The organism is Rhodococcus sp. JG-3 (assembly GCF_000482405.1).
Classification (GTDB): domain Bacteria; phylum Actinomycetota; class Actinomycetes; order Mycobacteriales; family Mycobacteriaceae; genus Rhodococcoides; species Rhodococcoides fascians.
The window spans coordinates 2,829,844-2,855,186 of record NZ_KI519398.1; the positions used below are offsets into that span (position 1 = coordinate 2,829,844).

Consider the following 25,343-nt stretch of genomic DNA (forward strand, 5'->3'; position numbering starts at 1 on the left):
CCTGCTACGAGGAACCACTCACATGTCTTTTAATCTGCTCAGGGCACGTAGCGCACAGCACCCTTGTCCGCGGATGTCGCCAGTGCGGCGTAGGCGCGCAGCGCCGTCGTGACCGTGCGCTGTCGATCGACCGGCTGCCACGGCCGCTCGGACGCGAGCATCTTCGCGCGTCGAGTCTCCAGAGTTTCCTCGTCGACGAGGATCTCGAGGGTGCGCGTGGCAACGTCGATGCGGACCTGGTCGCCGTTCTCGACGAGGCCGATCACGCCGCCGGCCGCAGCCTCGGGGGAAATGTGTCCGATGGACAGGCCCGACGTACCACCGGAGAACCGTCCGTCGGTGATCAGGGCACAGACCTTGCCCAGACCGGCACCCTTGAGGAACGCCGTCGGGTGCAGCATCTCCTGCATTCCCGGTCCACCCTTGGGTCCCTCGTACCGCACGACGAGCACGTCACCGGGTTGGATCTTCTTCTGCAGGATGGCCGAGACGGCTTCTTCCTGAGACTCGACGACCAGCGCAGGTCCCTGGAACGAGAAGAGGTCCTCGTCGATGCCCGCAGTCTTCAGAATCGCGCCGTCGACGGCAATGTTGCCGCGCAGCACCACCAGGCCACCCTCGACCGTATAGGCGTGTTCGAGATCGCGGATGCAACCACCCGCGGCGTCGGTGTCGAGGGAGGACCAGCGATTGCTCGTGGAGAACGGTTCGACGGTTCGGACGCCGCCGGGAGCGGCATGGAACAGCTCGATCGCCTCGTCGGATGCGGCACCTGAGCGGATGTCCCATGTGTCGAGCCACTCGTCGAAGCTCTTCGTGTGGACGGTCGAGACGTCGGTCTCGAGCAGATTCGCACGCCGCAGTTCACCCAGCAGGGCGGGAATTCCACCCGCCCGGTGCACGTCTTCCATGTGGTAATCCGAATTGGGGGACACCTTGGCCAGGCACGGCACCTTGCGGCTGATCGCGTCGATGGTGTCGAGATCGAAATCGACCTCGCCCTCCTGCGCCGCCGCGAGTGTGTGCAGCACGGTGTTGGTCGAGCCACCCATCGCCACGTCCAGTGCCATCGCGTTGCGGAATGCCGCTGGGGTGGCGATGTTGCGGGGCAGCACCGACTCGTCCTCGTCCCGGTAGTACTTGATCGCCGCCTCGACGATGGTCGTGCCGGCCCGGGTGAACAGGGCGCGGCGGGCCTCGTGGGTGGCCAGCGTGGAGCCGTTGCCGGGCAACGCCAGGCCGAGCGCTTCGGTGAGGCAGTTCATCGAGTTGGCGGTGAACATGCCCGAGCAGGACCCGCATGTCGGGCACGCGCTGCGCTCGACCTCGTCCAGGCCCTCTTCGGACACGGCATCGTTCGCGCTGGCAGAAATCGCGGTGATCAGGTCGGTGGGTGCCTGCGCGACCCCTCCGACGACCACAGCTTTACCGGCCTCCATGGGCCCACCGGAGACGAACACCGCCGGGATGTTCAAGCGCATGGCCGCGTTGAGCATGCCGGGGGTGATCTTGTCGCAGTTGGAGATGCACACGAGTGCGTCCGCAGTGTGGGCGTTGGCCATGTACTCGACCGAGTCGGCGATGATCTCGCGGCTGGGCAGCGAGTACAGCATGCCCCCGTGCCCCATCGCGATTCCGTCGTCGACGGCGATGGTGTGGAACTCGCGAGGGACTCCGCCTGCCGCGCGGACGGCGTCGGCGACGATCTCGCCGACGTTCTTCAGGTGCACGTGGCCGGGTACGAACTGGGTGTACGAGTTCGCGATGGCGACGATCGGTTTACCGAAATCCGAATCGGTCATTCCGGTGGCGCGCCACAGCGAGCGCGCGCCCGCAGCATTGCGTCCGACAGTGGTGACCCGTGAGCGTAGCGGCGGCATAGTGCAGTTCCTCGTTCGTTGCAGCGGTGATCGCAACGAGGAGGTTACTCGGCCCCTCGTCAGCGATCCTTCGGTGCCTGTTCGTCGTCGTGCTCGGCATTCTCGGCCTCTGCGCGTGCCTGATCCTCCGCCGCAGCTGCCGCGGCATAGGGGTCGGTGATGCGACCGCCGCTGGCGGCCGCGAGTTGGGGGAGCCGATCGAACCGCACGAGCGGAAGTGACTTCTCCGTCTTGTCGGTGAGCACCACGCGTGCCCAGCGGCGATCGGGGAAGTGCAGTCCGACCACGGACTCCCACTCGATGACGTCGGAGCCGATGAAACGGCGGGCCGTGATCGCCTCGGGGGTGATGACGGTGCGCACACGCAGCACCCAGATGCACGCGACGATCGGCAGAATCAGCAGCCAGCCCAGTGCGGCGGGCCAGCTCGCTGCAGGCAGAGAGGTACTGAACAGGAGCAACCCGACGCCGATCAGGGCCAGACGCGGGAGGCGGATGACCTGCCTGCTCGACGGCGGTGGCCCGTCGGCACTGTTCGGTTGCTCGGAACCGGTGTGGGATGATGGCCGAGGTGGTTCGGACTGCTGCGAAGACGACACCCATTCATCTTCGCATTGCATCTACGCGATCTCACATAATGGGATTGCGTCGTGACGAGTTTGACTCTTCCCTGTGCGCGCGCCTACCGTTCAGTGCGTGAAGCGGAATTGGATACTCGTAATCGGCCGGCGCGTCAACGCCTGAGCCGGTTGTTCAAACTCGCATCGACGCGCCACCCTCGTACAGCTCACGCTGACGGGGGTTTTTTCTTGCCCAGAGATCGCCCAGCAATTTCACATTCCTGAGGAAGCAATCAGTGAGCGCACCAACCGCACGCCCAGGGCCCACGACACGTAAGTCGGGGACAGCCACGAGCCCGTCGACCAGCAACCCGTCCGCAGACGCGGCGACCAACGAATCGCGACGCCACGTCGCACCCGAGAAGGTCAGCGGCGCACAGTCGGTCGTACGAGCTCTCGAAGAACTCGACGTCGACACCGTATTCGGCATTCCCGGTGGCGCGGTTCTCCCGGTCTACGACCCGCTCTTCGACTCCGTCAAGGTGCGCCACGTGCTCGTTCGCCACGAGCAGGGTGCGGGTCATGCCGCCACCGGCTACGCCCAGGCGACCGGCAAGGTCGGCGTCTGCATGGCGACGTCCGGCCCGGGCGCGACCAACCTCGTCACCCCGTTGGCCGACGCGCAGATGGACTCGGTTCCCATCGTCGCGATCACCGGTCAGGTCGCCCGCAGCCTCATCGGTACCGATGGGTTCCAGGAAGCCGACATCTCGGGTATCACGATGCCCATCACCAAGCACAACTTCCTGATCACCGACGGTGCGGACATCCCGCGCATCATGGCCGAGGCGTTCTACATCGCCGCGTCGGGTCGTCCCGGTGCCGTCCTCGTCGACATCCCGAAGGATGTACTGCAGGCGCAGACCACGTTCTCGTGGCCGCCGGAAATGCGTCTGCCCGGCTACCGCCCGGTCACCAAGCCGCACGGCAAGCAGGTTCGCGAAGCGGCACGCTACATCGCCGATGCCAAGCAGCCGGTGCTGTACGTCGGTGGCGGCGTCATCAAGGCCAACGCCTCGGCAGAACTGCTCGAGCTCGCAGAACTGACCGGCATCCCGGTCGTCACGACGCTGATGGCGCGCGGGGCATTTCCCGACACCCACCAGCTGAACCTGGGCATGCCCGGTATGCACGGCACCGTCGCGGCGGTCGCCGCTCTGCAGCGCAGCGACCTGCTGATCACGCTCGGTGCCCGGTTCGACGACCGCGTCACCGGTCAGCTCTCGTCCTTCGCTCCCGATGCCAAGGTCATCCACGCCGACATCGACCCGGCCGAGATCGGCAAGAACCGATACGCGGACGTGCCGATCGTGGGCGACTGCGGCGAGGTCATCACCGAGCTGATCGAGGCCCTGCGGGCCGATCGCGCCACCGGAACGACTCTCGACCTCGAGCAGTGGTGGGTCTACCTCGACGGCATCCGCAAGACGTACCCGTTGAGCTACGACCGTCCGTCCGACGGTTCCATGTCTCCCGAGTTCGTCATTTCCTCGGTCGGCAAGTTCGCCGGTCCCGACGCGATCTACTGCGCCGGCGTCGGCCAGCACCAGATGTGGGCCGCGCAGTTCATCAACTACGAGAAGCCGCGCACGTGGCTCAACTCCGGTGGTCTGGGCACGATGGGGTACGCGGTTCCGGCCGCCATGGGAGCCAAGATGGGCCTGCCCGACGCCGAGGTGTGGGCGATCGACGGCGACGGCTGCTTCCAGATGACCAACCAGGAGCTTGCTACCTGCGCGGTCGAGGGAATCCCGATCAAGGTCGCGCTCATCAACAACGGCAACCTCGGCATGGTTCGGCAGTGGCAGACCCTGTTCTACGAGGAGCGCTACTCCAACACCAATCTCGGAACTCACGGTGCCGTGCGCATCCCCGATTTCGTCAAGCTGGCCGAGGCTTTGGGCTGCGTCGGTTTGCGATGCGAGCGGGAAGAGGACGTGGATGCGGTGATCGCTCAGGCACGCGCCATCAACGATCGTCCGGTCGTCATCGACTTCATCGTCGGTGCCGACGCCCAGGTGTGGCCGATGGTGGCCGCCGGAACGGGTAACGACGAGATCATGGCCGCCCGCGGCATCCGTCCGCTGTTCGACGAGGACGAGACCGTGGGCAGTGAGCCAGGACTCGACGACGCGATGGAGCGCGAGCAGGCGCCGCACCCGATGAACAACGACGCGAAAGGCACGGACCTGTGAGCACGAGCCATACCCTCAGCGTTCTCGTCGAGGACAAGCCAGGTGTGTTGGCGCGCGTGGCCGCGTTGTTCTCGCGCCGCGGCTTCAACATCTCCTCACTCGCGGTCGGCGGCACCGAGATTCCCGATATCTCGCGCATGACGATCGTGGTGACGGTCGACGAGTTCCCGCTCGAGCAGGTGACCAAGCAGCTCAACAAGCTGATCAATGTCATCAAGATCGTCGAGCAGGACGACGATTCCTCGGTGGCGCGCGAGTTGGTCCTGATCAAGGTCCGCGCCGATGCCAGCGTTCGGAGCGAGGTCATCGAAACGGTGAATTTGTTCCGCGCCAAGGTCATCGACGTCTCTCCCGAGGCGGTGACGGTCGAGGCGACGGGCACCCGCTCCAAGCTCGACGCGTTGCTGAAGATGTTGGACCCCTATGGAATTCGAGAAATAGTTCAGTCGGGAGTCGTTGCCGTCGGACGTGGACCGAAATCGATCACTGCGTCGCGTTAGCGGCCCCGGTGACGAACATGCGTAAAACCCAAGAGGAAAGGTAACAACCAGTGGCAGTCGAGATGTTCTACGACGACGATGCTGATCTGTCGATCATCCAGGGCCGCAAGGTCGCTGTGATCGGCTACGGAAGCCAGGGCCACGCGCACTCGCTCAGCCTGCGCGACTCCGGCGTCGATGTTCGCATCGGCCTGGCGTCAGGCTCGAAGTCCCGCGCCAAGGCGGAGGAGCAGGGCCTGAAGGTCGGAACTCCCGCAGAGGTGTCCGAGTGGGCCGACGTGATCATGGTGCTCGCACCCGATACCGCTCAGGCCAAGATCTTCTCCGAGGAGATCGAGCCCAACCTGAAGGACGGCGACGCGCTGTTCTTCGGCCACGGCCTCAACATTCACTTCGACCTGATCAAGGCTCCGGAGTTCGTGACCGTCGGCATGGTTGCCCCCAAGGGCCCCGGCCACCTCGTGCGTCGTCAGTTCGTCGACGGCAAGGGTGTTCCCGCGCTCATCGCCATCGACCAGGACCCGAAGGGTGAGGGCCAGGCCCTCGCGCTGTCGTGGGCCAAGGGCATCGGCGGCACCCGCGCAGGCGTCATCAAGACCACGTTCAAGGAAGAGACCGAGACCGACCTGTTCGGTGAGCAGGCCGTGCTGTGCGGCGGCACCGAAGAACTCGTCAAGACGGGCTTCGAGGTCATGGTCGAGGCCGGCTACGCACCCGAGATGGCGTACTTCGAGGTGCTGCACGAGCTCAAGCTCATCGTCGACCTCATGTACGAGGGCGGCATCGCCCGCATGAACTACTCGGTGTCCGACACCGCGGAGTTCGGTGGGTACCTCTCCGGACCGCGCGTCATCGACGCAGGCACCAAGGAACGCATGAAGGCCATCCTGGCCGACATCCAGTCGGGCGAATTCACCCGTCGCCTCGTCGCCAACGTCGAGAACGGCAACACCGAGCTCGAAGGCCTGCGCAAGGCCAACGCCGAGCACCCCATCGAGGTCACCGGCAAGAAGCTGCGCGACCTCATGAGCTGGGTCGACCGCCCGATCACCGAGACGGCCTGATTCTCATCGAATCGCGTTGTCACGCAATCTGATCGAAGGGCACCCCTGGATTGCCGGGGGTGCCCTTCGGTGCGTGAGTCCGGTGGCGTCACCGTCTGACGTCTCGGACCTCTAAACTGTTCGTGCTGCACAGCCCGCCGAATTTTTCCGACCACGTCTCGAACCGATATAGGGAGTTTTTCACGTGAGCCAGCCAGGCCGTCCTGTCGTTCTGATCGCCGACAAACTTGCGCCGTCCACCGTCGAGGCACTGGGCGACGGCGTCGAGGTTCGCTGGGTCGACGGTCCGGATCGCCCCGCGTTGCTCGCTGCAGTTCCCGAGGCCGACGCCATTCTCGTGCGGTCCGCGACCACGGTCGACGCCGAGGTGCTCGCTGCCGGGACCAACCTCAAGATCGTCGCCCGCGCCGGTGTCGGCCTGGACAACGTCGACGTGCCCGCAGCCACCGAGCGCGGCGTCCTCGTCGTCAACGCACCGACCTCCAACATCCACACGGCCGCCGAGCATGCGGTGACGTTGCTTCTCGCGGCCGCGCGCCAGATCCCGGCTGCCGACGCCACCCTGCGTCAGCACGAGTGGAAGCGCAGCAAGTTCAACGGTGTCGAGATCTTCGGCAAGACCGTCGGCGTCGTCGGACTCGGCCGTATCGGCCAGCTGTTCGCGCAGCGTCTGGCCGCGTTCGAGACCCACATCATCGCGTACGACCCCTACGTCTCGGCAGCGCGCGCGGCGCAGCTCGGTATCGAACTGGTGAGCCTGGACGAGCTGCTCGAGCGGGCCGACATGTTCTCGGTGCACCTGCCGAAGACGCCGGAGACCAAGGGCATCATCGGCAAGGAAGCCCTCGCCAAGACCAAGCCCGGGGTCATCGTCGTCAACGCCGCACGCGGTGGACTGGTCGACGAGCAGGCACTGGCCGACGCCATCACCTCCGGTCACGTGTTCGCCGCGGGCATCGACGTCTACGCCTCCGAGCCGTGCACCGACAGCCCGTTGTTCGAGCTGCCGCAGGTCGTCGTCACTCCCCACCTCGGGGCATCGACCACCGAAGCGCAGGACCGAGCGGGCACCGATGTGGCCAAGTCCGTATTGCTGGCTCTCGCAGGCGAATTCGTGCCCGACGCGGTCAACGTCAAGGGTGGGGCCGTCGGCGAAGAGGTATCGCCATGGCTCGAAATCGTACGTAAGCAGGGTGTGCTGCTCGGAGCCTTGTCCGACGAGCTGCCCACCTCGTTGTCGGTGGACGTTCGCGGCGAACTCGCGAGCGAGGACGTGCAGATCCTGAAACTGTCCGCGTTGCGCGGACTGTTCTCGGCCGTCATCGAGGATTCGGTCACGTTCGTCAACGCTCCGTCGCTCGCCGAGGAGCGCGGTGTCACAGCAGAAGTGACCACCGCTCCCGAGAGCGAGAATCACCGCAGTGTCGTCGACATTCGCGCCGTCTACGGTGACGGATCGGTCCTCAACGTTGCCGGCACATTGACGGGCACCTCGCAGGTCGAGAAGATCGTCAACATCAACGGCCGCAACTTCGACCTCCGCGCCGAGGGCAAGAACCTCATCGTCAACTACGCGGATCAGCCCGGCAGCCTGGGTCGAATCGGCACTCTGCTCGGCGACGCCGGAATCGACATCCAGGCCGCAGCACTGAGCCAGGACTCCGAGGGTGACGGCGCAACGATTCTGCTGCGCGTCGACAAGGACGTTCCGGCAGAGCTCAGTGCGAGCATCGCCACCGCTGTGGGTGCGTCCACCATCGAGCTGGTCGACCTGTCCTGATCGCTCGCAGCCGATCGGACCGACACGAACTACGAGGAGTGAAATGAAGCTGGCCGTCATCGCCGGGGACGGAATCGGACCGGAGGTCGTCGCCGAAGCGCTTGCCGTTCTCGACGTGGTCGCACCCGGAGCCGAGAAGACCGAGTACGACCTCGGGGCGCGGCGCTACAACGCCACCGGAGAGTTGCTGCCGGATTCGGTGTTGGCAGAACTGCGTGAGCACGACGCAATTCTGTTGGGAGCCATCGGCGATCCGTCGGTGCCCAGTGGTGTGCTCGAGCGTGGGCTGTTGCTGCGGGCGCGATTCGAGCTCGATCACCACATCAATCTGCGGCCGGCCAAGTTGTACCCGGGCGTGGTCGGTCCGCTGGCCGGGGACAAGCAGATCGATGTCGTCGTCGTTCGGGAGGGTACCGAGGGGCCGTACACCGGCAACGGTGGTGCACTGCGCGTCGGTACACCGCACGAGGTGGCCACCGAGGTCAGCGTCAACACTCGCTACGGAGTGGAGCGCGTGGTGCGCAACGGTTTCGAGCGGGCGCTGACCCGCAGGAAGCACCTGACGCTGTTGCACAAGACCAACGTGCTCACGTTCGCCGGTAGCCTGTGGGCCCGCACGGTCGAGGCAGTTTCGGCGGACTTCCCGGACGTCGAGGTCGCGTATCAGCACATCGATGCCGCCATGATTCACCTCGTCACCGATCCCGGCCGGTTCGACGTGATCGTCACCGACAATCTGTTCGGCGACATCGTGACCGACCTCTCGGCTGCCGTCACCGGCGGAATCGGTTTGGCCGCAAGTGGAAACATCGACGCCACCGGTACCAACCCCAGCATGTTCGAGCCGGTGCACGGTAGTGCGCCCGACATCGCGGGACAGCAGAAGGCCGATCCGACCGCTGCCATCCTGTCGGTGTCCTTGCTACTCGATCATCTCGGCGACGCGGCGGGGGCCGCGCGAGTAGAAGCCGCTGTCGCAGCGGATCTCGCCGAGCGGGGAACCACGACCGTTTCGACGAAAGAGATCGGCGCTCGGATCGCCGCTCGCCTGTAACTCTCACGCCACGACATGCCACGGTGGGCCGACAGCCCACCGTGGCATGTCGTGTATCACGGGCAGGTCACCCCTTAGGCACGTCAGCGGGCGCGGTCTGCACCGGCGTCGGACGTCTCGTCCGTGGGCTCGGGTGCCGGATCGTCGGGCACGATCGGTACGGAGAGCGCGGGAAAGACCGCCGACACCAGGAACGCCACGGGGAAGCTGATGGCCGCGATCGCCCCGAACACCGGCGGCACAGCCGAGGCGAACACGTACTGACTCGTGTTCTGTACCCCGAGAGCGCGTCCGCTCCAATACGGTCCCGAGATTTCCGCGACAGCAGTGAACGCGAGGCCGTTCGGGGCAACGGTGGCAACGGACGCGACGACGAGCAGGACGATGGCGGCGGGGGAGTCGAACCAGTCGGCGATGCCGAGCCCGAGCATGCTGGCAGCGGCCGTCACGGCCACCCACCGCAAAGGCCGCATGCGGCTACCGACACGATCGGACAGCGCGCCCACGCTCATCCGACCCAGTGCGCCGAGAATCTGGGTCAGCGTGACGAGGACACCCGCGGCCGCGGCCGTCCACCCTCGGTCGGTCATCAGCCACACGAGCGCATACGTCCACACCACGTACTGCGGCACCACCAACAGGATGGACGTGGCGTGAATGCGCCACAGTTGGCTGCTGTTGCGGTACGGATTGTCGAGCAGACCCTGCGCCGCCGCATCGGTGCGGTTCGGACGGGGAGGGTCGACCACGGCCAGGCACAGCAGAGCGCTCGCAGCGCAGACGGCAGCGGGCACGAGCAGGGCCGCGCCGACTCCGTGGTCACGTGCGACAGGCGGGATGGTCAGTGCCGCGACGGCCACGCCGAGGGGAACCGACATCTGTCTGATGCCCATGGCCAGCCCACGACGGTGCGGCGGAAACCAGCCCACCACGACGCGTCCGCTCGCGCTGTTCGCGCTGGCCGCAGACATACCGCCGATCAACAGCAGGGCGGCGAGCGCCGGAATGGACGTGCTGACCACCGCAGCCAGGCTCGCGGCAGCGGTGAGCCCGAGCCCGATCACCAGAACGAGACGTTCGCCGATGCGGTCGACGAGCACGCCCCATGCGATGAGGGTCAGCATGATGCCCACGGTGGGCATCGCAACCACGAATCCTGCAGTCGCAAGTCCGAGTCCCCGGTCGTCGTGCAGGGCGGGAATGAGAAATGCAGCACCGTTGATGCAGACGGCACCGGCAGTCTGCGCGAGCATCCCGAGCACGAGCATGAACCACCGTCGCGTCTCGCCGATACTGGACAGCTGCTTCGTGGCGCTCATTCCGGCCTCTCGTCTCACTATGTGAACACGTAATCTTGCTATCTGGATGCAGATCGAAACATTACACCGGCGAAAGATCGACGGACAGGACGGCATCGGCGTGCGGAGAATGGCGGTCGATAGACTTTCGACATGCGTCTCGGTCGAATTGCAAGTCCTGATGGTGTGGCATTCGTGAGTATCGAAGGTGAGGGGGATGCCCGGACGGCGAAGGAAATTGCCGAACATCCTTTCGGCACACCGACGTTCACGGGTCGATCGTGGCCACTGGCCGACGTGCGACTGCTCGCACCGATCCTCGCCAGCAAGGTGATCGCCATCGGTAAGAACTACGCCGCGCACGCCGCCGAGATGGGTGGTGAAGCACCGGAGACTCCCGTCATTTTCATCAAGCCGAACACCTCCATCGTCGGTCCGGGTGCGGCCATCGTGCTGCCTCCGTCGTCGAACGAGGTGCACTACGAAGGCGAACTCGCCATCGTGATCGGTCGTCCGTGCAAGGACGTGCCCGCCTCCAAGGCGTACGACGTGGTGCTCGGATACACCGTCGCCAACGACGTCTCGGCACGCGACCATCAGAAGCACGACGGGCAATGGACCCGGGCGAAGGGGCACGACACGTTCTGCCCCCTCGGGCCGTGGATCGAGACGTCCCTCGATCCTTCAGACCTCGAGATCAAGACCGAGGTCGACGGCGTCGTCAAGCAGCAGAGTCGTACTTCGCTTCTACTGCACGATATTCCGAAGATCATCGAGTGGGTGTCCGCAGTGATGACCCTGCTGCCCGGAGACGTCATTCTGACCGGAACGCCCGAGGGTGTCGGCCCCATCACCGACGGAGACAGTGTGTCGATCACCGTCGAGGGAATCGGTACCTTGACCAACCCAGTCGCAGCGAAGAAGTAGGACAACGATGACCACAGCAGCAGATGTCCGCGTTCGGTTCTGCCCGTCGCCCACCGGCACACCGCACGTCGGTCTGGTCCGCACCGCCCTGTTCAACTGGGCGTTCGCGCGACATCACGGCGGCACCTTCGTCTTTCGGATCGAGGACACCGACGCCGCTCGCGATTCCGAGGAGTCCTACGCAGCGTTGCTCGACGCGCTGCGATGGCTCGGTCTGGATTGGGACGAGGGCCCCGAGGTGGGCGGTCCCTACGAGCCCTACCGCCAGTCGCAGCGACGCGACCAGCATGTGGCTGTCGTACAGCAACTGCTCGATGCCGGCGAAGCCTACGAGTCGTTCTCGACGCCCGAGGAAGTCGAAGCGAGGCACAAGGCCGCCGGGCGTGACCCCAAGCTCGGCTACGACAACTTCGACCGCGACCTGACGCCGGAGCAGAGGCAGGGATTCCTCGACGAGGGACGCGGGGCCGTGGTGCGGCTGCGCATGCCCGATCACGATCTGACGTGGAACGACCTCGTACGCGGCGAGACCACGTTCAAGACGGGGACCGTACCGGACTTCGCCTTGACTCGCGGCAACGGAGTTCCGCTGTACACGTTGGTCAATCCGGTCGACGACGCACTGATGAAGATCACGCACGTGCTGCGCGGCGAGGACCTGTTGTCGTCGACGCCTCGACAGCTCGCACTGTACGAGGCCCTGATCCGAATCGGTGTGGCCGACCGCACCCCGGAGTTCGGACATCTGCCGTTCGTGATGGGCCAGGGCAACAAGAAGCTGTCCAAGCGTGACCCCGAATCGAACCTGTTCATCCACCGCGACCGAGGCTTCGTCCCGGAGGGGCTGCTGAACTACCTGGCGCTTCTCGGGTGGGGCATCTCCGACGATCACGACGTGTTCTCGCTCGACGAGATGGTGGCGGCGTTCGAGATCTCGTCGGTCAATTCCAACCCTGCGCGCTTCGACCAGAAGAAGGCCGACGCGATCAACGCCGAGCACATCAGGATGTTGGCTGCAGACGACTTCGCGGCACGGTTACGCGAATTCCTCGTTGCTCGAGGGCATCTCACCGAGCCGGTCGACGAGAAGATGTTCGCTGTCGCAGCGGATCTGGTGCAGACGCGCATCGTCGTGCTGTCGGATGCGTGGGGCCTGCTGAAGTTCCTCTTCGTCGACGACGCGGAGTTCGAGATCGATCCTGCAGCGGCGGCCAAGAATCTCGGCGCAGACGCGGCACCGGTACTCGACGCCGCCATCGAAGCACTGACCGCAGTGACGGATTGGTCGACGGCCGAGCTGGAAGTCGCCCTCAAGGACGCGCTCATCGAGAAGATGGAACTCAAGCCCCGCAAGGCCTTCGCGCCGGTTCGGGTGGGAGTCACCGGCTCCCACATCAGCCCGCCGCTGTACGAGTCCATGGAACTTCTCGGCCGCGAGAGGACCCTCGCTCGTTTGACCGCCGCACGTACCCTTATCGCGTGACGGCGGTGCGACGCCGGCCGTCGAGGTCGGTCGGAGACTTTCGCACATGAGCGTCGCCGACCGACTGGATCGACTGCAGCGCAGGCGTCCGGTTCTCGGATTTCCGATTGCGGTGGTCTACAAGTTCGTCGACGATCAGGGTGGTTACCTGGCCGCGCTGATCACGTACTACGCATTCGTCTCGCTCTTTCCTGCGCTGCTGCTCTTCTCCGTGATTCTGGGCATCGTGTTGATGGGCAACCCGGAGTTGCAACAACAGATCCTGAACTCGGCACTCGGTCAGATCCCGGCGATCGGGGAAGAACTGGGGCGTCCCGAACGGATAGGTGGCGGCACGGTCGGTCTGACGGTGGGTATCCTCGGGTCGCTGTACGGCGGACTCGGCGTGTCCGTTGCGCTGCAGAACGCGATGAACACCGCATGGGCCGTACCGAAGAATCTTCGGCCCGATCCCATTCGAGCCCGAGTGCGGGGATTGGGTTTGCTGAGCACCGTGGGTCTGGCGGTACTGGCGATCACCGCACTCAATGTGCTCAGTGCCGCAGGATATTTCGGTCCGGAATCCGGTCTCGTCGTGTTCGTGATCGGAACGCTGCTGTACGTCGGGGTGTTCGTCGTTGCGTTTCGGCTCGCCACAGTGCGAGCGGTGTCGATCGGACAGGTACTCCCGGGAGCCATAGCGGCCGGTCTGACGTGGCAGCTGCTGCAGACCTTCGGCGGTGTGTACGTGAAGTACGTCGCCGCGAGTGCGACGGTGACGAACGGTGTCTTTGCGGTCGTGCTCGGGCTGTTGGCCTTTCTGTACGTGACCTCGGTATCGATCGTGATCTGCATCGAGATCAACGTGGTTCGTGTCGACAGGCTGTTTCCGCGGGCCCTTCTGGCCCCGTTCACCGACGACGTCGACCTGACCGAAGGTGACAAACTCACCTACACCGGACAGGCAGAAGCACAGCGCAGTACCGCGTTCGAGGAAATAGACGTGACGTTCGAGGACCCACCGAGCGCTCAGTCGGACTCCGGCTCGGCAGCCGGGGCACCGTAGAAGCGGTCGATCCTGGTCTCCATCGGGAAGAGCACTGCCGTGTCGCCGAACATCAGACGCGTGGCCGAGTCTGCCGCCGCAGCAACGGCCTCGGACACCCACGGTGCGTCTCCGAGTGGACAGTGCACCACTACTTCGTCGTGCTGAAAGAACACCAACTCACTTCTGCTCGACCGCAATCGCCCGCGCAGATCTGCCAACAGGCACAGCGCCCACTCGGCTGCGGTCGCCTGCACCACGAAGTTGCGCGTGAATCGGCCACGCGCGTGGGCGTCACCGGTGGACCACCACTGCGGCGTAGGGGGAGGGCACGCTCGGCCCAGCCACGACCGGACCACCTCGCCGCGCTCGCCGGCCCGCGCCGCCTCTTCCACGACCGCCACCGCGTCGGGGAATCTGGCGCGTAGGCGGGTCAGCAACGCACGAGCCTCACCCGACGTCGCGCCGTACAGCACTCCGAGAACAGCGACCTTGGCGTGCGCACGATCACCGTCGAACGACTCGGCCGCGACGGGGGCGTAGAGATCCGCTGTTCCCGCAGCGGCGACCATGCGTGGGTCACCCGACATCGCGGCGAGAATGCGGGGCTCGAGCTGGCCGGCGTCGGCGGCGACGAAGGTGTACCCCGGGTCGGCGATCACGCTGGCGCGCAGAGGTTTCGGGATCTGCAGACCCCCACCGCCCCGGCTCGCCCAGCGGCCGGAGACGACGGCCCCTGGCACGTAGACCGGCCGGAAACGATCTCCGCGAACCCACGCGTCCAGCCACGTCCACCCGTTGGTGCTGTGCAGTTTCGACAGATCTCGGTGGCGAAGCAACAGCGGCACCGCAGGATGGTCGATGTCTCGGATCACGTGTGCTCGAGTGGATGTGAGCTCGATACCGGCGCGCGCGAACGCGGCGACCACCTCCGCGGGTGAACCGGGGTTCACGCGGCGCCCGAACGCCGACGAGATCTCGTTCTCTAGCTTCACCAACGCAGGAGGAGTCGATCCGTCGACCGGCCTCGCACCGAGGGTCGCGTCGAGGTGCCGCCGATGCGCAGCGGCCGAGAACGGCAATCCGTCGAATGTCATCTCCGCCGCGGCCAGACCTCCGGCCGACTCGGCGGCCGCCAACAGCTGCAGCGCCCGATCGTCACCGATCTCCTCGCTCTGACGGCGGTAGTCGGCGAGCACTGCCACCGGATCCGCATGCGGGTCGGCGTCGAACAATCCGGGTCGCAGGTCTGCGGGTGTGGACGGTGTCGTGGTGCGCCCCGTTCGCATCGCCAGAATGGCACCGACGAGGGCGAGATCGTGGCAGCGCCGGACCCGCACCCCTCCGTCGAGCAGTCGCGGGTAGATGCGGCTCGTGTCCTCCCACACCCAACGGGGAGCGTGCTCTCGCTCGACAGCGGCCACGGAGCCCACCAGATCGTCGGTCACCTCCTCGGCAGCGGAACTGCCGCCGGACGGGGAGCCGTCCTCGTCGAGGCGGATCAGCACGGCCCGGTTGCCCTGGGGAACGAGCAGCACCTTCATCGGCGTCTGCGAAGTTCGAGAACGCTCACGACACAGAAGTCTGCTGCATGCTCTGCGGCCGACGATGCGCGGGTTCTGCGTTCACGCGATGGTGTCCGAGCGGGCCTCGAGGGCGGTCGAGGGCGGTTATCAGGGCTCTGAGCAGCCGATTTGGAGAATGGGTAGTGACCTTTGATAGTCTCTATCCCGGCTCGAAACGCAGTGCACATCGATCGGATGCGTATTTCGATTCAAGTCCATTGGGGTATGGTGTAATTGGCAACACAGCGGTTTCTGGTACCGCCATTCTAGGTTCGAGTCCTGGTACCCCAGCGAGCAGGTGAGCGGCGATTTTGCCGCCGATGCCGAGGCAGTTAAGCTACTTCAGCATCACGTGTTCGATACAGCGTCAACAATGCAGGTGAAGTTCCTGGCCCCGTCGTCTAGCGGCCTAGGACGCCGCCCTCTCAAGGCGGTAGCGCGGGTTCGAATCCCGTCGGGGCTACGAAGACAGCACCCCCTCGATCTCCGGATCGAGGGGGTGCTGTCGTTTCGGTGTGACCGTCGTTGCTGTCGTGCGGTGGTATCGCTTCGCGTCAGACGCTCTTGCGGCGGAACATCTTCTGGTGATCGGCCGGACCGTGGGCATTGTTCACCTTGGGGCCACCGTCCTTGTGGTCGACGGAATTGTGCGACTTGCTGTTCTTCTGTTCGAGAACCTCGCGGAACTTCTTCTTCAACTCTTCGCTGCCGGATTCTGACATGGGGCACTCCTTGCAGTCGGCGACCGGCCGGGTGGGCCGTTCGAGACGAACGTACTCCACTTCTGCGGTCACTTCAGCCGGTTTTTGGTGGGTGCCGCTCGATCGGCCTCGGTTCGGCGCTCAGAGGCGCTTGTGCAGCGCGTCGGCGGCGGCGAGCAGGTCTGCCGCCCAGCGTGCGCCCGGCTTGCGTCCGATGCGGTCGATCGGGCCGGACACCGAGATCGCTGCCACGACAGTGTCGTTGCTGTCGCGAACGGGAGCCGAGACGCTCGCGACCCCCGGCTCACGTTCACCTGCGCTCTGCGCCCACCCTCGCCTGCGGATCTCCAGCAGCACCCGTTCGCCGAATTCGGCGTCCGGCAGCACTGTGCGTTGAGTCTGCGAATCTGCCCACGCAAGAAGAACTTTCGCCCCGGAGCCGGCTGTCATGGGTAGCCGGGCCCCGACGAGCACGGTATCTCGGAGACCGGTCGGGGGCTCCATGGATGCGACACAGACACGAACGGTCCCCTCGCGGCGGTAGATCTGCACGCTCTCTCCGGTGATTTCGCGAAGCCGAGGCAGTACCGATGCTGCGGCGTCGAGCAGAGCATCCGACGCGCTCGCCGCCAATTCCCCCAGCCCCGGACCGGTGCGCCACAATCCGTCGGAATCGCGCACGAGGAGGCGGTGGGTTTCGAGTCCGACCGCGAGCCGATGCGCAGTGGCGCGGGGGAGCGCTGTGCGGGCACACAGGTCGTTGAGAGTGCAGGGTGTCTCGGCCACTGCATGCAACACGGCCATGGCCTTGTCGAGGACACCGATACCGCTCGATTTGTCGACGGTGCCGCTCAGGCTATGCTGTCTCATAGAACGATATTAGCCTCCCGAATGCTGAGATTGCACAACCGCGAGAAGTCCAGCGTGCCGCGGGGGACGATGTCGAGACGATCACGCGAGGTGGACCAGCCCGTCCGCCGGCGCGACGACAGGGAAGACGAGGTCTGCGACAGCGATGTCCGAAACGACGAAATCCGATGCGTCCGTAGCACAAGCGCCGAAGACGCTGGCGGAGAAGGTGTGGGACCAACATGTGGTCGTCCCCGGTGGGGGAGAAGGCGGTGCACGTGAGCCGGATCTGATCTACATCGATCTGCACCTCGTGCACGAGGTCACCAGCCCCCAGGCATTCGACGGTCTGCGGTTGGCCGGCCGCGACCTTCGTCGCCCGGACCTGACGATCGCAACGGAGGACCACAACGTCCCGACGGCCGACATCTTCGCGCCGATTGCCGATCTCGTCTCACGCACCCAGGTCGATACTCTTCGCCGCAACTGCGAGGAATTCGGAGTTCGGTTGTACCCGATGGGAGATCTCGATCAGGGCATCGTCCACATCATCGGCCCGCAGCTCGGTCTGACCCAGCCGGGTATGACCATCGTGTGCGGAGACAGCCACACCTCGACGCACGGTGCATTCGGTTCGATCGCAATGGGAATCGGCACCAGCGAGGTCGAGCATGTGATGGCCACCCAGACTCTGTCTCTGCGACCGTTCAAGACCATGGCCATCACCGTCGACGGAGAACTGGCTCCCGGTGTGACGAGCAAGGATCTGATTCTCGCGGTGATCGCCAAGATCGGCACCGGCGGCGGTCAGGGATACGTGCTCGAATATCGCGGTGAGGCCATCCGCAAGTTGTCGATGGAAGCCCGAATGACCATCTGCAACATGTCGATCGAGGCCGGGGCGCGCGCGGGCATGATCGCACCCGACGAGATCACGTACGAATACCTGAAGGGACGGCCGCATGCGCCCCAGGGGGCAGAGTGGGATGCGGCGGTGGCCGCCTGGAACGAACTGGCAACCGACCCGGATGCAGTGTTCGACAACGAGGTACACATCGATGCGAGCACTCTGACGCCGTTCGTCACCTGGGGAACGAACCCGGGTCAAGGTGCTCCGTTGGGAGATGCCGTGCCCGATCCCGAGGCAATGCTCGACGAGGGCGAGCGCGTATCGGCCCAGAAGGCCTTGCAGTACATGGGTCTCGAAGCCGGTACACCGATCCGCGAGATCTCCGTCGACACCGTGTTCGTCGGCTCGTGCACGAACGGCCGCATCGAGGATCTGCGTGCGGTGGCGTCCGTCCTCGAGGGCCGCCGCGTCGCAGACGGCGTGCGAATGCTGGTGGTACCCGGGTCGATGCGGGTGCGCGCGCAGGCCGAAGAGGAAGGGCTCGGTGAGATCTTCACCGCAGCAGGGGCCGAGTGGCGGCAGGCCGGCTGCTCGATGTGTCTGGGAATGAACCCCGATCAGCTCACCTCGGGAGAGCGTTCGGCATCCACGTCCAACCGCAATTTCGAGGGGCGTCAGGGCAAGGGTGGTCGCACTCACCTCGTGTCGCCTCTGGTTGCGGCGGCCACTGCAGTTCGCGGAACCCTGTCCTCTCCGGCGGATCTCGCGTAGCAGCGAGCCCTCCGACCGGATCGATCGAACTCACAGGAGAAATTTCGATGGAAGCTTTCACTCGACACAAAGGCATCGGCGTTCCGCTCCGGCGGTCCAATGTCGATACCGACCAGATCATTCCGGCGGTCTATCTCAAGCGAGTGACTCGCACCGGATTCGAGGACGGATTGTTCGCCGGTTGGCGGTCCGATCCGAACTTCATCTTGAACCTCGCGCCCTACGACCGCGGATCGGTTCTCGTGGCCGGGCCGGACTTCGGCACGGGATCGTCACGCGAGCACGCTGTCTGGGCGCTGTCGGACTTCGGTTTCCGGGTCGTCATCGCATCCAGATTCGCCGATATCTTCCGCGGAAACATGGGCAAGGCCGGCTTGGTGGCGGCCGAGGTGGAGCAATCGGACGTCGAATTGCTGTGGAAAGCCTTAGAAGAACAGCCCGGTCTGGAGCTCGTCGTGGACCTCGTCGACAAGACGGTCACGGCTGGAACCTTGGTGGTGCGCTTCGCGATTGACGACTACACGCGGTGGCGTCTGCTGGAGGGTCTGGACGACATCGGACTGACATTACGCCAGGTAGAGGCCATTACGGAGTACGAAAAGTCAAGGCCTTCATACAAACCCCTCACCCTTCCGGCAAGGATCGAGGAGCCTTCGAAAGGCTGACGGACGGGGGGTCCGACACGCTTTGCGGCCGTGAAGCATTCCGCGACACCGAAATGAAAATTGGCGTGGCGCATAGACTCTTGACGACTTGGGGTTTACCGTTGTAGTAGTCGGTCCGACGATGGGCCACAATATAGCGGAGGAAATCCATGAACAAGGCAGAGCTGATTGACGCCCTGACCGAGAAGTTGGGGTCTGACAGGCGGAGCGCCACAGAGGCTGTCGAGAACATCGTCGACACCATCGTGCGCGCGGTCCACCGCGGCGAAAGTGTCACGATCACGGGCTTCGGCGTGTTCGAGCAGCGTCGTCGCGCGGCGCGTGTCGCCCGTAACCCCCGCACCGGTGAGACCGTTCGCGTCAAGCCGACCAACGTACCGGCATTCCGTCCGGGCGCGCAGTTCAAGGCCGTCATCGCCGGTGGACAGAAGCTGCCCGCAACCGGACCTGCCGTCAAGCGCGGTTCGGCAGCAGCTCCGGCCAAGAAGACTGCGGCAGCGAAGAAGACCGCCGCCAAGAAGGCAGCGGTGAAGACGACCGCCCGCAAGGCCACCACCGCGGCAGCCAAGAAGGCGGCTCCGGCGAAGACTGCCGCCAAGAAGGCAGCTCCCGCAAAGACCGCCGCCAAGAAGGCAGCTCCCGCAAAGACAACCGCACGCAAGACCACGACGGCTGCTGCCAAGAAGGCTCCGGCCAAGACGACCGCACGCAAGGCCGCAACCACTACGGCCCCTGCCAAGAAGGCTCCGGCCAAGACAGCGGCCAAGAAGACCGTCGCCAAGAAGGCCCCCGCCAAGAAGGCTCCGGCCAAGAAGGCACCCGCGAAGCGCGCTGCAAAGAAGTAGCGCTCGACCGGCACCGGTCATCCAGGACCGGGCCGTTCTCGCACTCCACAGAAGGCCCCGACCGAAATTTCGGTCGGGGCCTTCTGCCGTGTTCGTGATCCGAGGATCCTCGGATGCGACTCAGTCGTCGGCGACCAGGTTCGGTAGCGGGCTGGCGATGTGGTCGGCCGCGACGAGCCGACCGTCGTGGCGCGAGAGCACCCACACGCTCCCTTTTCGATTTCTGTTGGCAGGCAACGTGATGCCGTCCTTGTCGGCCCACCATCGCATGAGATCGGGGATCACCTTGCCTTGGCTGCAGATCACCGGTGTGCTCATGGACTCGGCGATGTCGCGAGCCCGGTGGCGGCCCTTTCGGGGGTCCTCGGCGTACCCCTCCTCGGACAGCAGATGCTCCGGTTCGACCTGCACGCCCAGTGATTCGGCAAACGGCGCGACCGTCTGTTCGCACCGGACGCGGTCGGCCGCATACACCGAGTCACCGCCGAACGCGCCCAGCAGTGAGACGAGTGCCTCGGCCTGACGTCTACCGGTCTTGTCGAGGGGGCGATCGGCGTCGTTGCCCTTGTATCGCGACCGCGAGCCGGCACTGCCGTGCCGGACCAGCAGCACGGTGGACGTAGCGGCCGGCTTGGCGACGAATCGTCGAAGAATCTTGTGGTCCATGGGATACGAGAGTTCGCCGCCGATCTTGTCGGGTGCGATCCAGCGGAGTTCGTCCACTTCGTCGTTCGGGACGAATTCTCCGCCGGTTGCCTCGGCAGCCCAGTAGAGCACCTTCTTCATGCGACGGTGGCCGGGAATCGGGTAGGTGACGTAGGACAGCGACCGTCCGAGAGTCGAGTCGAAGCCCGTCTCCTCCTTGACTTCTCGGACAGCCGCGTCGACCGCTGTCTCCCCGGGATCGAGCTTTCCCTTGGGAAAAGACCAGTCGTCGTACTTCGGCCTGTGTACCAGAGCTACTTCCACCACCGAGTCGTTCTCCGGTGATCGTCGCCACAGAATCGATCCGGCCGCGAAGATGTTGGCGCGGGGGGAGCCATCGGAAGTGCCCATCAGGACGCCTGATTCCTCCGGCTGCGCATCAATTCCACCTGGTGTTCTCGGACACTTTCGCCTTGCGCAGGCGACGCGACCCAGCCACCGTCCGGCCCCAGTTCCCAGCAGCGGGTGGTGGGGTCGAGGGCCGAGTCGAAGATGTCACCGAGTTGCTTGGTCAGCTTCGGATCCTTGACCTGGGCCATCACTTCCACTCGCCGGTCGAGGTTTCGGTGCATCATGTCGGCGCTGCCGATCCAGAATTCGTCGGCACCCTGGAAATGCAGAACCCGTGAGTGTTCGAGGAACCTGCCGAGAATGGACCGAACTTCGATGTTCTCCGACAGGCCCGGTACGCCCGGCTTGAGCGCGCAGATCCCGCGTACGACCACCTTGACGGGGACCCCGGCGACCGATGCGCGGTACAGAGCGTCGATCACCTGCTCGTCGACCAGAGCGTTGGCCTTGAGGCGAATTCCGGCTGCGCGACCCGCCTTGAGGTGCTCGACTTCCGCTTCGATGCGCTCGACGATGCCGCGTCGCACGCCGTACGGGGCCACGAGAAGATTGCGGTACTTGGACTTTCGCGAGTATCCGGTGAGCGAGTTGAACAGGTCGGTGAGGTCCGCACCGATCTCGGGCGACGACGTGAGCAACCCGACGTCCTCGTAGATACGCGCCGTCTTCGGGTTGTAGTTGCCCGTGCCGATATGGCAGTACCGGCGGATGACCGATCCTTCTCGGCGGACGACGAGGCAGGTCTTGCAGTGAGTCTTCAACCCGACGAGGCCGTAGACCACGTGCACCCCGGCTTTTTCGAGCTTGCGTGCCCACTCGATGTTCGCCTGCTCGTCGAATCGTGCCTTGATCTCGACGAGGGCGACCACCTGCTTGCCGGCCCCGGCCGCGTCGACGAGTGCGTTGACGATCGGCGAGTCACCCGAGGTGCGGTACAGAGTTTGCTTGATCGCGAGGACCTGCGGATCGGCCGCAGCTTGTTCGATGAAGCGCTGCACGCTGGTGGAGAACGAGTCGTACGGGTGATGCACCAGAACGTCGCCGTCGCGCAGCGTCGAGAACACGCTCTTCGGGGTTTCGCGCTCACCGAACGCGGGATGTGTTGCCGGGACGAAGGGAGCGTCCTTGAGATTGGGGCGGTCGACGCTGTAGACCTGCCACAGGCACGACAGATCGAGCAGACCGGGAACCTGAATGACGTCGCCCGGATCGACGTCGAGTTCGCGTAGCAACAGTTCGAGCATGTGCTCGGTCATGTCGTCGGCGATCTCGAGGCGGACGGGAGAACCGAAACGCCTACGCGCCAGCTCTCGTTCGAGTGCCTGCAGGAGATCCTCGTCGCGGTCCTCTTCGACCTCGAAATCGGCGTTGCGAGTAATGCGGAACGCGTGGCTCTCGACCACCTCCATGCCGGGGAACAACACGTCGAGGTGCGCCGAGATCAATTCCTCCATCGACAGGAAGGCGTCGATGCGATGGCTCCCCTCACCGCGCTTGACGCGCACGAATCGGTCGACGTTGTCGGGTACCTTCACACGGGCGAAGTGCTCGCCGGTTGTGGAGTAATCCTTCACCGTCACAGCGAGATTCAGGCTCAGGCCGCTGATGTACGGGAAGGGGTGCGCCGGGTCGACGGCCAGTGGGGTGAGGACCGGGAAGACCTGTTCGGTGAAATAGTCGGACAGACGCGCACGCTCGTCGCTGTCGAGATCGGACCACCGGATGATTGCGATGCCCTCGGCCGTGAGCTCGGGCAGGATCGAATCGAGCAGTACTCGGGCGTGTTTGAGAGCGAGCTCCTGAGTGCGCTGCCCGATGACCGCGAGCTGCTCGCGCGGGGTCATGCCATCGGCCGATCGAACCGACAGTCCGGTCTCGTCGCGGCGTTTGAGCCCTGCGACACGAACCATGTAGAACTCGTCCAGATTGGACGCGTAGATGGCCAGGAACTTGGCACGCTCGAGTAGCGGCAGGGACGAGTCCTCTGCGAGCGCGAGAACGCGGGAGTTGAAATCCAGCCAGCTCAATTCCCGGTTCAGGTACCGATTTTCGGGAAGCACCATGGCAGCATCCACCGATTCCGGAGTGGCGGCAGGAAGGGCGGAGGGAATGCTCGGCATCGTTGCGGTCACCGGGGCACTCCACACCGGCTCCGCACCGTTGCTGTCCGCGGTCTGAATCGCCGGATCTTCGGTCGCTGGCTGCGCGTCGTCTGTGCTCACAGCACGATCATCCCCCATACCCGCCGTCGGTGAAACTCCGATGACCGAACTTGTTCGCACGTTCACCGAATCACGCGGTGGTTGCGGATTCCTCGTCGCTCCAACCGAGTGAGCGGAGTACGGCTGTCGTCTCCGGTCCGACCCCGAGTCGATGAGCCCGACGTACGTCGTCGACGGTGTCGACGTCGAGTCGAAGTCCCGGCCACGTGCCGTCCAGTGGTCGCGCTCCCGACAAGGTGTGGCGGCGTGCGGAATCCGATCCGAACAGCGGCGCGAGCTCGTCGGCAGAATTCTTCAGGATCAGCGCTGCGGTTCCGGTGCCGTGATGGTCGACCACGACCGACCTGCCGCCGGAGACTGCCGTCGCATACGCCTGCGCGAGTTCGGCGGGACGCAGCGCAGGCAGATCCGCTTGCAGCGCAACGATGTCGACCCGATCGGCCGGGGCCGCGCCGGGGTTCCCGTGGCGATCGCGTGGTGCGTGATCGACTCGCAGTGCGGCCGCAGCAGCGGAGAATGCGGCATTGAGACGGGCTTCGGGATCTCGTGCGCCGGAAGCCGACGGTTCGTCCAGCACCCGGGCACCGATTTGTCGCGCGGTGTCGGCGACGACCGGATCGGGTGTGACGACGGTGACCGAATCGACCACCGACACCGAACCGGCCGCGGTGACCGTGTCGACGAACATGGCGAGCACCAATCGGGTCCGGTCGGCCCCGGAGAACTCGGACGCCAGACGGGACTTCGCCGCTGTCAGGTCCTTGACCGCGATGACGACTCCGACCGCGCGGCGCAGCGCATCGGACGGCCGACTCTCGCGGTCGTCGTCGCTGCTTCGAATTGCGCCCATGGTGTTCGATCCTGCCAGCGTCACCGATGTCTGCCGACTCCGACCGCCCGGGCAGGTCTGCGCGTTAGGGTGATGCGCGCGTAGGCAGGGCATCGGCGAGCAGGTGAGAGGTTGGCGGCATGAGCAGAGCAGCGGTACTGGGGTCCGGGTCGTGGGGTACCGCATTCGCCAAAGTGTTGGCCGATGCCGGAACCGATGTCACCATGTGGGCGCGCCGAGAGGAACTCGCTGCCTCGATCAGCGAACGGCACGAGAACGCGGACTACCTCCCCGGAATCGAACTGCCGTCGTCGATCCGCGCCACGAGCGATCCGGCGACCGCCCTCGACGGCGCGGACATCGTGGTGCTCGCGGTGCCGTCGCAGAGTCTGCGCGCGAATCTGGGGGAGTGGACGGATGCGATCGCACCGCACGCGACACTGCTGTCTCTGGCCAAGGGCATAGAGACCGGAACGCTCATGCGCATGAGTCAGGTGATTTCACAGGTGACCGGGGCCGATCCCAGCCGGGTGGCCTGCCTGTCCGGGCCGAATCTGGCGCGCCCGATCGCCGAGGGGCAGCCGGCCGCGACGGTCATCGCGTGTTCCGACTCGCAACGAGCCCTTGAGATTCAAAAAGCTTGCGCCACAGGATATTTCAGGCCGTACACCAACTCCGACGTCATCGGTGCCGAGATCGGTGGCGCGTGCAAGAACGTCATCGCCCTCGCCTGTGGAATGGCCAGCGGAGTCGGCTACGGCGAGAACACCCTCGCGTCGATCATGACCCGAGGCCTGGCCGAGATCATCCGGCTCGGAGTCGCGCTCGGGGCCACACCGTCGACGCTGTCCGGGCTCGCCGGTGTAGGAGATCTGGTCGCCACCTGCTCGTCGCCGCTCTCGCGCAACCGTACGTTCGGTGAGCGGCTCGGTTCGGGCGGCTCCCTCGAGAGCGCGCAGGAAGCAGCGCACGGGCAGGTGGCCGAGGGCGTGAAGTCCTGTACGTCGGTGCGCGCGCTCGCCGAGAGCTACGACGTCGAGATGCCGTTGACCGATGCCGTGCACCGTGTGTGTCACGGGGGAATGTCGGTTCCGGACGCGGTGGGCCACCTGCTGGGGCGTCGAATCAAGCCCGAGTGAGGTCACGTTCGCGACGTGTGCACGAA

The 25,343-nt window shown here is 65.1% G+C and carries 21 protein-coding genes and 2 tRNA genes; 14 read left to right on the plus strand and 9 right to left on the minus strand.

The window, feature by feature from the left end; translation table 11 throughout:
* Positions 1-38: 38 nt before the first annotated feature.
* Both ilvD and K414_RS27075 read right to left on the minus strand, forming a co-directional pair.
* Complete coding sequence (ilvD, locus tag K414_RS0114800) at positions 39-1,880, minus strand: dihydroxy-acid dehydratase (RefSeq protein ID WP_027496642.1); 1,842 nt, start codon at positions 1,878-1,880, stop codon at positions 39-41.
* A 59-nt stretch (positions 1,881-1,939) separates the two neighbouring features.
* Entirely contained in the window at positions 1,940-2,479 is a 540-nt protein-coding gene (locus K414_RS27075; protein ID WP_179274019.1) for a PH domain-containing protein, read from the minus strand.
* Positions 2,480-2,736: 257 nt separating this feature from the next.
* On the opposite strand from K414_RS27075, the gene K414_RS0114810 reads away from it, so the two are divergent.
* The 5 genes from K414_RS0114810 to K414_RS0114830 all read left to right on the plus strand — a co-directional run bounded on the left by K414_RS0114810 (position 2,737) and on the right by K414_RS0114830 (position 9,093).
* Positions 2,737-4,695, plus strand: a complete 1,959-nt coding sequence (locus K414_RS0114810) for an acetolactate synthase large subunit (RefSeq protein WP_027496643.1) — start codon at positions 2,737-2,739, stop codon at positions 4,693-4,695.
* Positions 4,692-5,195: an acetolactate synthase small subunit gene (gene ilvN, locus K414_RS0114815; protein WP_008717436.1), complete on the plus strand. Its 504-nt coding sequence runs from the start codon at positions 4,692-4,694 to the stop codon at positions 5,193-5,195. The genes K414_RS0114810 and ilvN overlap by 4 nt, the downstream gene beginning before the upstream one ends.
* Positions 5,196-5,257: 62 nt before the next feature.
* Positions 5,258-6,259, plus strand: a complete 1,002-nt coding sequence (ilvC, locus tag K414_RS0114820; protein ID WP_186439992.1) for a ketol-acid reductoisomerase — start codon at positions 5,258-5,260, stop codon at positions 6,257-6,259.
* Positions 6,260-6,443: 184 nt separating this feature from the next.
* Positions 6,444-8,039: a phosphoglycerate dehydrogenase gene (serA, locus tag K414_RS0114825; protein WP_027496645.1), complete on the plus strand. Its 1,596-nt coding sequence runs from the start codon at positions 6,444-6,446 to the stop codon at positions 8,037-8,039.
* Positions 8,040-8,082: 43 nt separating this feature from the next.
* Positions 8,083-9,093 (plus strand): 3-isopropylmalate dehydrogenase, encoded by a 1,011-nt coding sequence (locus tag K414_RS0114830; protein WP_027496646.1) that lies wholly within the window; start codon positions 8,083-8,085, stop codon positions 9,091-9,093.
* Between the two features lie 83 nt (positions 9,094-9,176).
* On the opposite strand, the gene K414_RS0114835 is transcribed toward K414_RS0114830, so the two are convergent.
* A complete protein-coding gene (locus K414_RS0114835) occupies positions 9,177-10,412 on the minus strand; it encodes an MFS transporter (protein WP_027496647.1) in 1,236 nt (411 codons plus the stop codon).
* 132 nt (positions 10,413-10,544) lie between these two features.
* Here K414_RS0114835 and K414_RS0114840 point away from each other — a divergent pair, with 132 nt between their 5' ends.
* Genes K414_RS0114840 through K414_RS0114850 form a run of 3 tightly spaced genes read left to right on the plus strand, consistent with a single transcriptional unit; the run spans position 10,545 to position 13,846 of the window.
* Positions 10,545-11,318, plus strand: a complete 774-nt coding sequence (locus K414_RS0114840; protein WP_027496648.1) for a fumarylacetoacetate hydrolase family protein — start codon at positions 10,545-10,547, stop codon at positions 11,316-11,318.
* A 7-nt stretch (positions 11,319-11,325) separates the two neighbouring features.
* Entirely contained in the window at positions 11,326-12,801 is a 1,476-nt protein-coding gene (gene gltX, locus K414_RS0114845; RefSeq protein ID WP_027496649.1) for a glutamate--tRNA ligase, read from the plus strand.
* Between the two features lie 46 nt (positions 12,802-12,847).
* Positions 12,848-13,846 carry a YihY/virulence factor BrkB family protein gene (locus K414_RS0114850; RefSeq protein WP_027496650.1) on the plus strand — a complete coding sequence of 333 codons (999 nt, stop codon included), beginning with the start codon at positions 12,848-12,850 and terminating at the stop codon, positions 13,844-13,846.
* Here the strand turns inward: K414_RS0114850 and K414_RS0114855 are convergent.
* Positions 13,810-15,369 (minus strand): bifunctional 3'-5' exonuclease/DNA polymerase, encoded by a 1,560-nt coding sequence (locus K414_RS0114855; protein ID WP_027496651.1) that lies wholly within the window; start codon positions 15,367-15,369, stop codon positions 13,810-13,812. The two genes, K414_RS0114850 and K414_RS0114855, sit on opposite strands and share 37 nt — an antisense overlap.
* Positions 15,370-15,609: 240 nt before the next feature.
* Between K414_RS0114855 and K414_RS0114860 the strand changes: the two genes are divergently transcribed.
* Together K414_RS0114860 and K414_RS0114865 are read left to right on the plus strand one after the other, a co-directional pair.
* Positions 15,610-15,681 (plus strand) — tRNA-Gln (locus tag K414_RS0114860).
* Between the two features lie 99 nt (positions 15,682-15,780).
* Positions 15,781-15,853 (plus strand) — tRNA-Glu (locus tag K414_RS0114865).
* Between the two features lie 91 nt (positions 15,854-15,944).
* Here the strand turns inward: K414_RS0114865 and K414_RS29155 are convergent.
* Together K414_RS29155 and K414_RS0114875 are read right to left on the minus strand one after the other, a co-directional pair.
* Complete coding sequence (locus K414_RS29155) at positions 15,945-16,112, minus strand: DUF5302 domain-containing protein (protein WP_158514274.1); 168 nt, start codon at positions 16,110-16,112, stop codon at positions 15,945-15,947.
* Positions 16,113-16,232: 120 nt separating this feature from the next.
* A complete protein-coding gene (locus K414_RS0114875; RefSeq protein ID WP_027496652.1) occupies positions 16,233-16,961 on the minus strand; it encodes an IclR family transcriptional regulator in 729 nt (242 codons plus the stop codon).
* Positions 16,962-17,106: 145 nt separating this feature from the next.
* Here K414_RS0114875 and leuC point away from each other — a divergent pair, with 145 nt between their 5' ends.
* The 3 genes from leuC to K414_RS0114890 all read left to right on the plus strand — a co-directional run bounded on the left by leuC (position 17,107) and on the right by K414_RS0114890 (position 20,071).
* Positions 17,107-18,561, plus strand: coding sequence for a 3-isopropylmalate dehydratase large subunit (leuC, locus tag K414_RS0114880; RefSeq protein ID WP_037219272.1), 1,455 nt, complete (start codon positions 17,107-17,109; stop codon positions 18,559-18,561).
* Between the two features lie 47 nt (positions 18,562-18,608).
* A complete protein-coding gene (gene leuD / locus K414_RS0114885) occupies positions 18,609-19,226 on the plus strand; it encodes a 3-isopropylmalate dehydratase small subunit (protein WP_027496654.1) in 618 nt (205 codons plus the stop codon).
* Positions 19,227-19,375: 149 nt separating this feature from the next.
* Entirely contained in the window at positions 19,376-20,071 is a 696-nt protein-coding gene (locus tag K414_RS0114890) for an HU family DNA-binding protein (RefSeq protein WP_027496655.1), read from the plus strand.
* A gap of 120 nt (positions 20,072-20,191) precedes the next feature.
* Here K414_RS0114890 and K414_RS0114895 read toward each other — a convergent pair whose 3' ends face one another.
* From K414_RS0114895 to cofC, 3 genes are all read right to left on the minus strand, one after another.
* Complete coding sequence (locus tag K414_RS0114895) at positions 20,192-21,127, minus strand: NUDIX hydrolase (RefSeq protein ID WP_027496656.1); 936 nt, start codon at positions 21,125-21,127, stop codon at positions 20,192-20,194.
* Complete coding sequence (locus tag K414_RS0114900) at positions 21,127-23,247, minus strand: RNA degradosome polyphosphate kinase (RefSeq protein WP_228139401.1); 2,121 nt, start codon at positions 23,245-23,247, stop codon at positions 21,127-21,129. Before K414_RS0114900 ends, K414_RS0114895 begins: the two co-directional genes overlap by 1 nt.
* A gap of 172 nt (positions 23,248-23,419) precedes the next feature.
* Positions 23,420-24,199: a 2-phospho-L-lactate guanylyltransferase gene (cofC, locus tag K414_RS0114905; protein ID WP_081701608.1), complete on the minus strand. Its 780-nt coding sequence runs from the start codon at positions 24,197-24,199 to the stop codon at positions 23,420-23,422.
* A gap of 119 nt (positions 24,200-24,318) precedes the next feature.
* Between cofC and K414_RS0114910 the strand changes: the two genes are divergently transcribed.
* On the plus strand, positions 24,319-25,317 hold the full coding sequence (locus K414_RS0114910) for an NAD(P)H-dependent glycerol-3-phosphate dehydrogenase (protein ID WP_027496659.1): 999 nt from the start codon (positions 24,319-24,321) through the stop codon (positions 25,315-25,317).
* The last annotated feature ends 26 nt before the right edge of the window (positions 25,318-25,343 follow it).

Excerpts from the sequence above, each read along its gene's own strand:
- ilvD (WP_027496642.1), bottom strand. The coding sequence starts at position 1,880 with ATGCCGCCGCTACGCTCACGGGTCACCACTGTCGGACGCAATGCTGCG.
- ilvC (WP_186439992.1), top strand. The coding sequence starts at position 5,258 with ATGTTCTACGACGACGATGCTGATCTGTCGATCATCCAGGGCCGCAAG.
- K414_RS0114830 (WP_027496646.1), top strand. The coding sequence starts at position 8,083 with ATGAAGCTGGCCGTCATCGCCGGGGACGGAATCGGACCGGAGGTCGTC.
- K414_RS0114835 (WP_027496647.1), bottom strand. The coding sequence starts at position 10,412 with ATGAGCGCCACGAAGCAGCTGTCCAGTATCGGCGAGACGCGACGGTGG.
- K414_RS0114840 (WP_027496648.1), top strand. The coding sequence starts at position 10,545 with ATGCGTCTCGGTCGAATTGCAAGTCCTGATGGTGTGGCATTCGTGAGT.
- gltX (WP_027496649.1), top strand. The coding sequence starts at position 11,326 with ATGACCACAGCAGCAGATGTCCGCGTTCGGTTCTGCCCGTCGCCCACC.
- K414_RS0114850 (WP_027496650.1), top strand. The coding sequence starts at position 12,848 with ATGAGCGTCGCCGACCGACTGGATCGACTGCAGCGCAGGCGTCCGGTT.
- K414_RS0114855 (WP_027496651.1), bottom strand. The coding sequence starts at position 15,369 with ATGAAGGTGCTGCTCGTTCCCCAGGGCAACCGGGCCGTGCTGATCCGC.
- K414_RS29155 (WP_158514274.1), bottom strand. The coding sequence starts at position 16,112 with ATGTCAGAATCCGGCAGCGAAGAGTTGAAGAAGAAGTTCCGCGAGGTT.
- K414_RS0114875 (WP_027496652.1), bottom strand. The coding sequence starts at position 16,961 with ATGAGACAGCATAGCCTGAGCGGCACCGTCGACAAATCGAGCGGTATC.
- leuC (WP_037219272.1), top strand. The coding sequence starts at position 17,107 with ATGTCCGAAACGACGAAATCCGATGCGTCCGTAGCACAAGCGCCGAAG.
- leuD (WP_027496654.1), top strand. The coding sequence starts at position 18,609 with ATGGAAGCTTTCACTCGACACAAAGGCATCGGCGTTCCGCTCCGGCGG.
- K414_RS0114890 (WP_027496655.1), top strand. The coding sequence starts at position 19,376 with ATGAACAAGGCAGAGCTGATTGACGCCCTGACCGAGAAGTTGGGGTCT.
- K414_RS0114895 (WP_027496656.1), bottom strand. The coding sequence starts at position 21,127 with ATGGGCACTTCCGATGGCTCCCCCCGCGCCAACATCTTCGCGGCCGGA.
- K414_RS0114900 (WP_228139401.1), bottom strand. The coding sequence starts at position 23,247 with ATGCCGAGCATTCCCTCCGCCCTTCCTGCCGCCACTCCGGAATCGGTG.
- cofC (WP_081701608.1), bottom strand. The coding sequence starts at position 24,199 with ATGGGCGCAATTCGAAGCAGCGACGACGACCGCGAGAGTCGGCCGTCC.
- K414_RS0114910 (WP_027496659.1), top strand. The coding sequence starts at position 24,319 with ATGAGCAGAGCAGCGGTACTGGGGTCCGGGTCGTGGGGTACCGCATTC.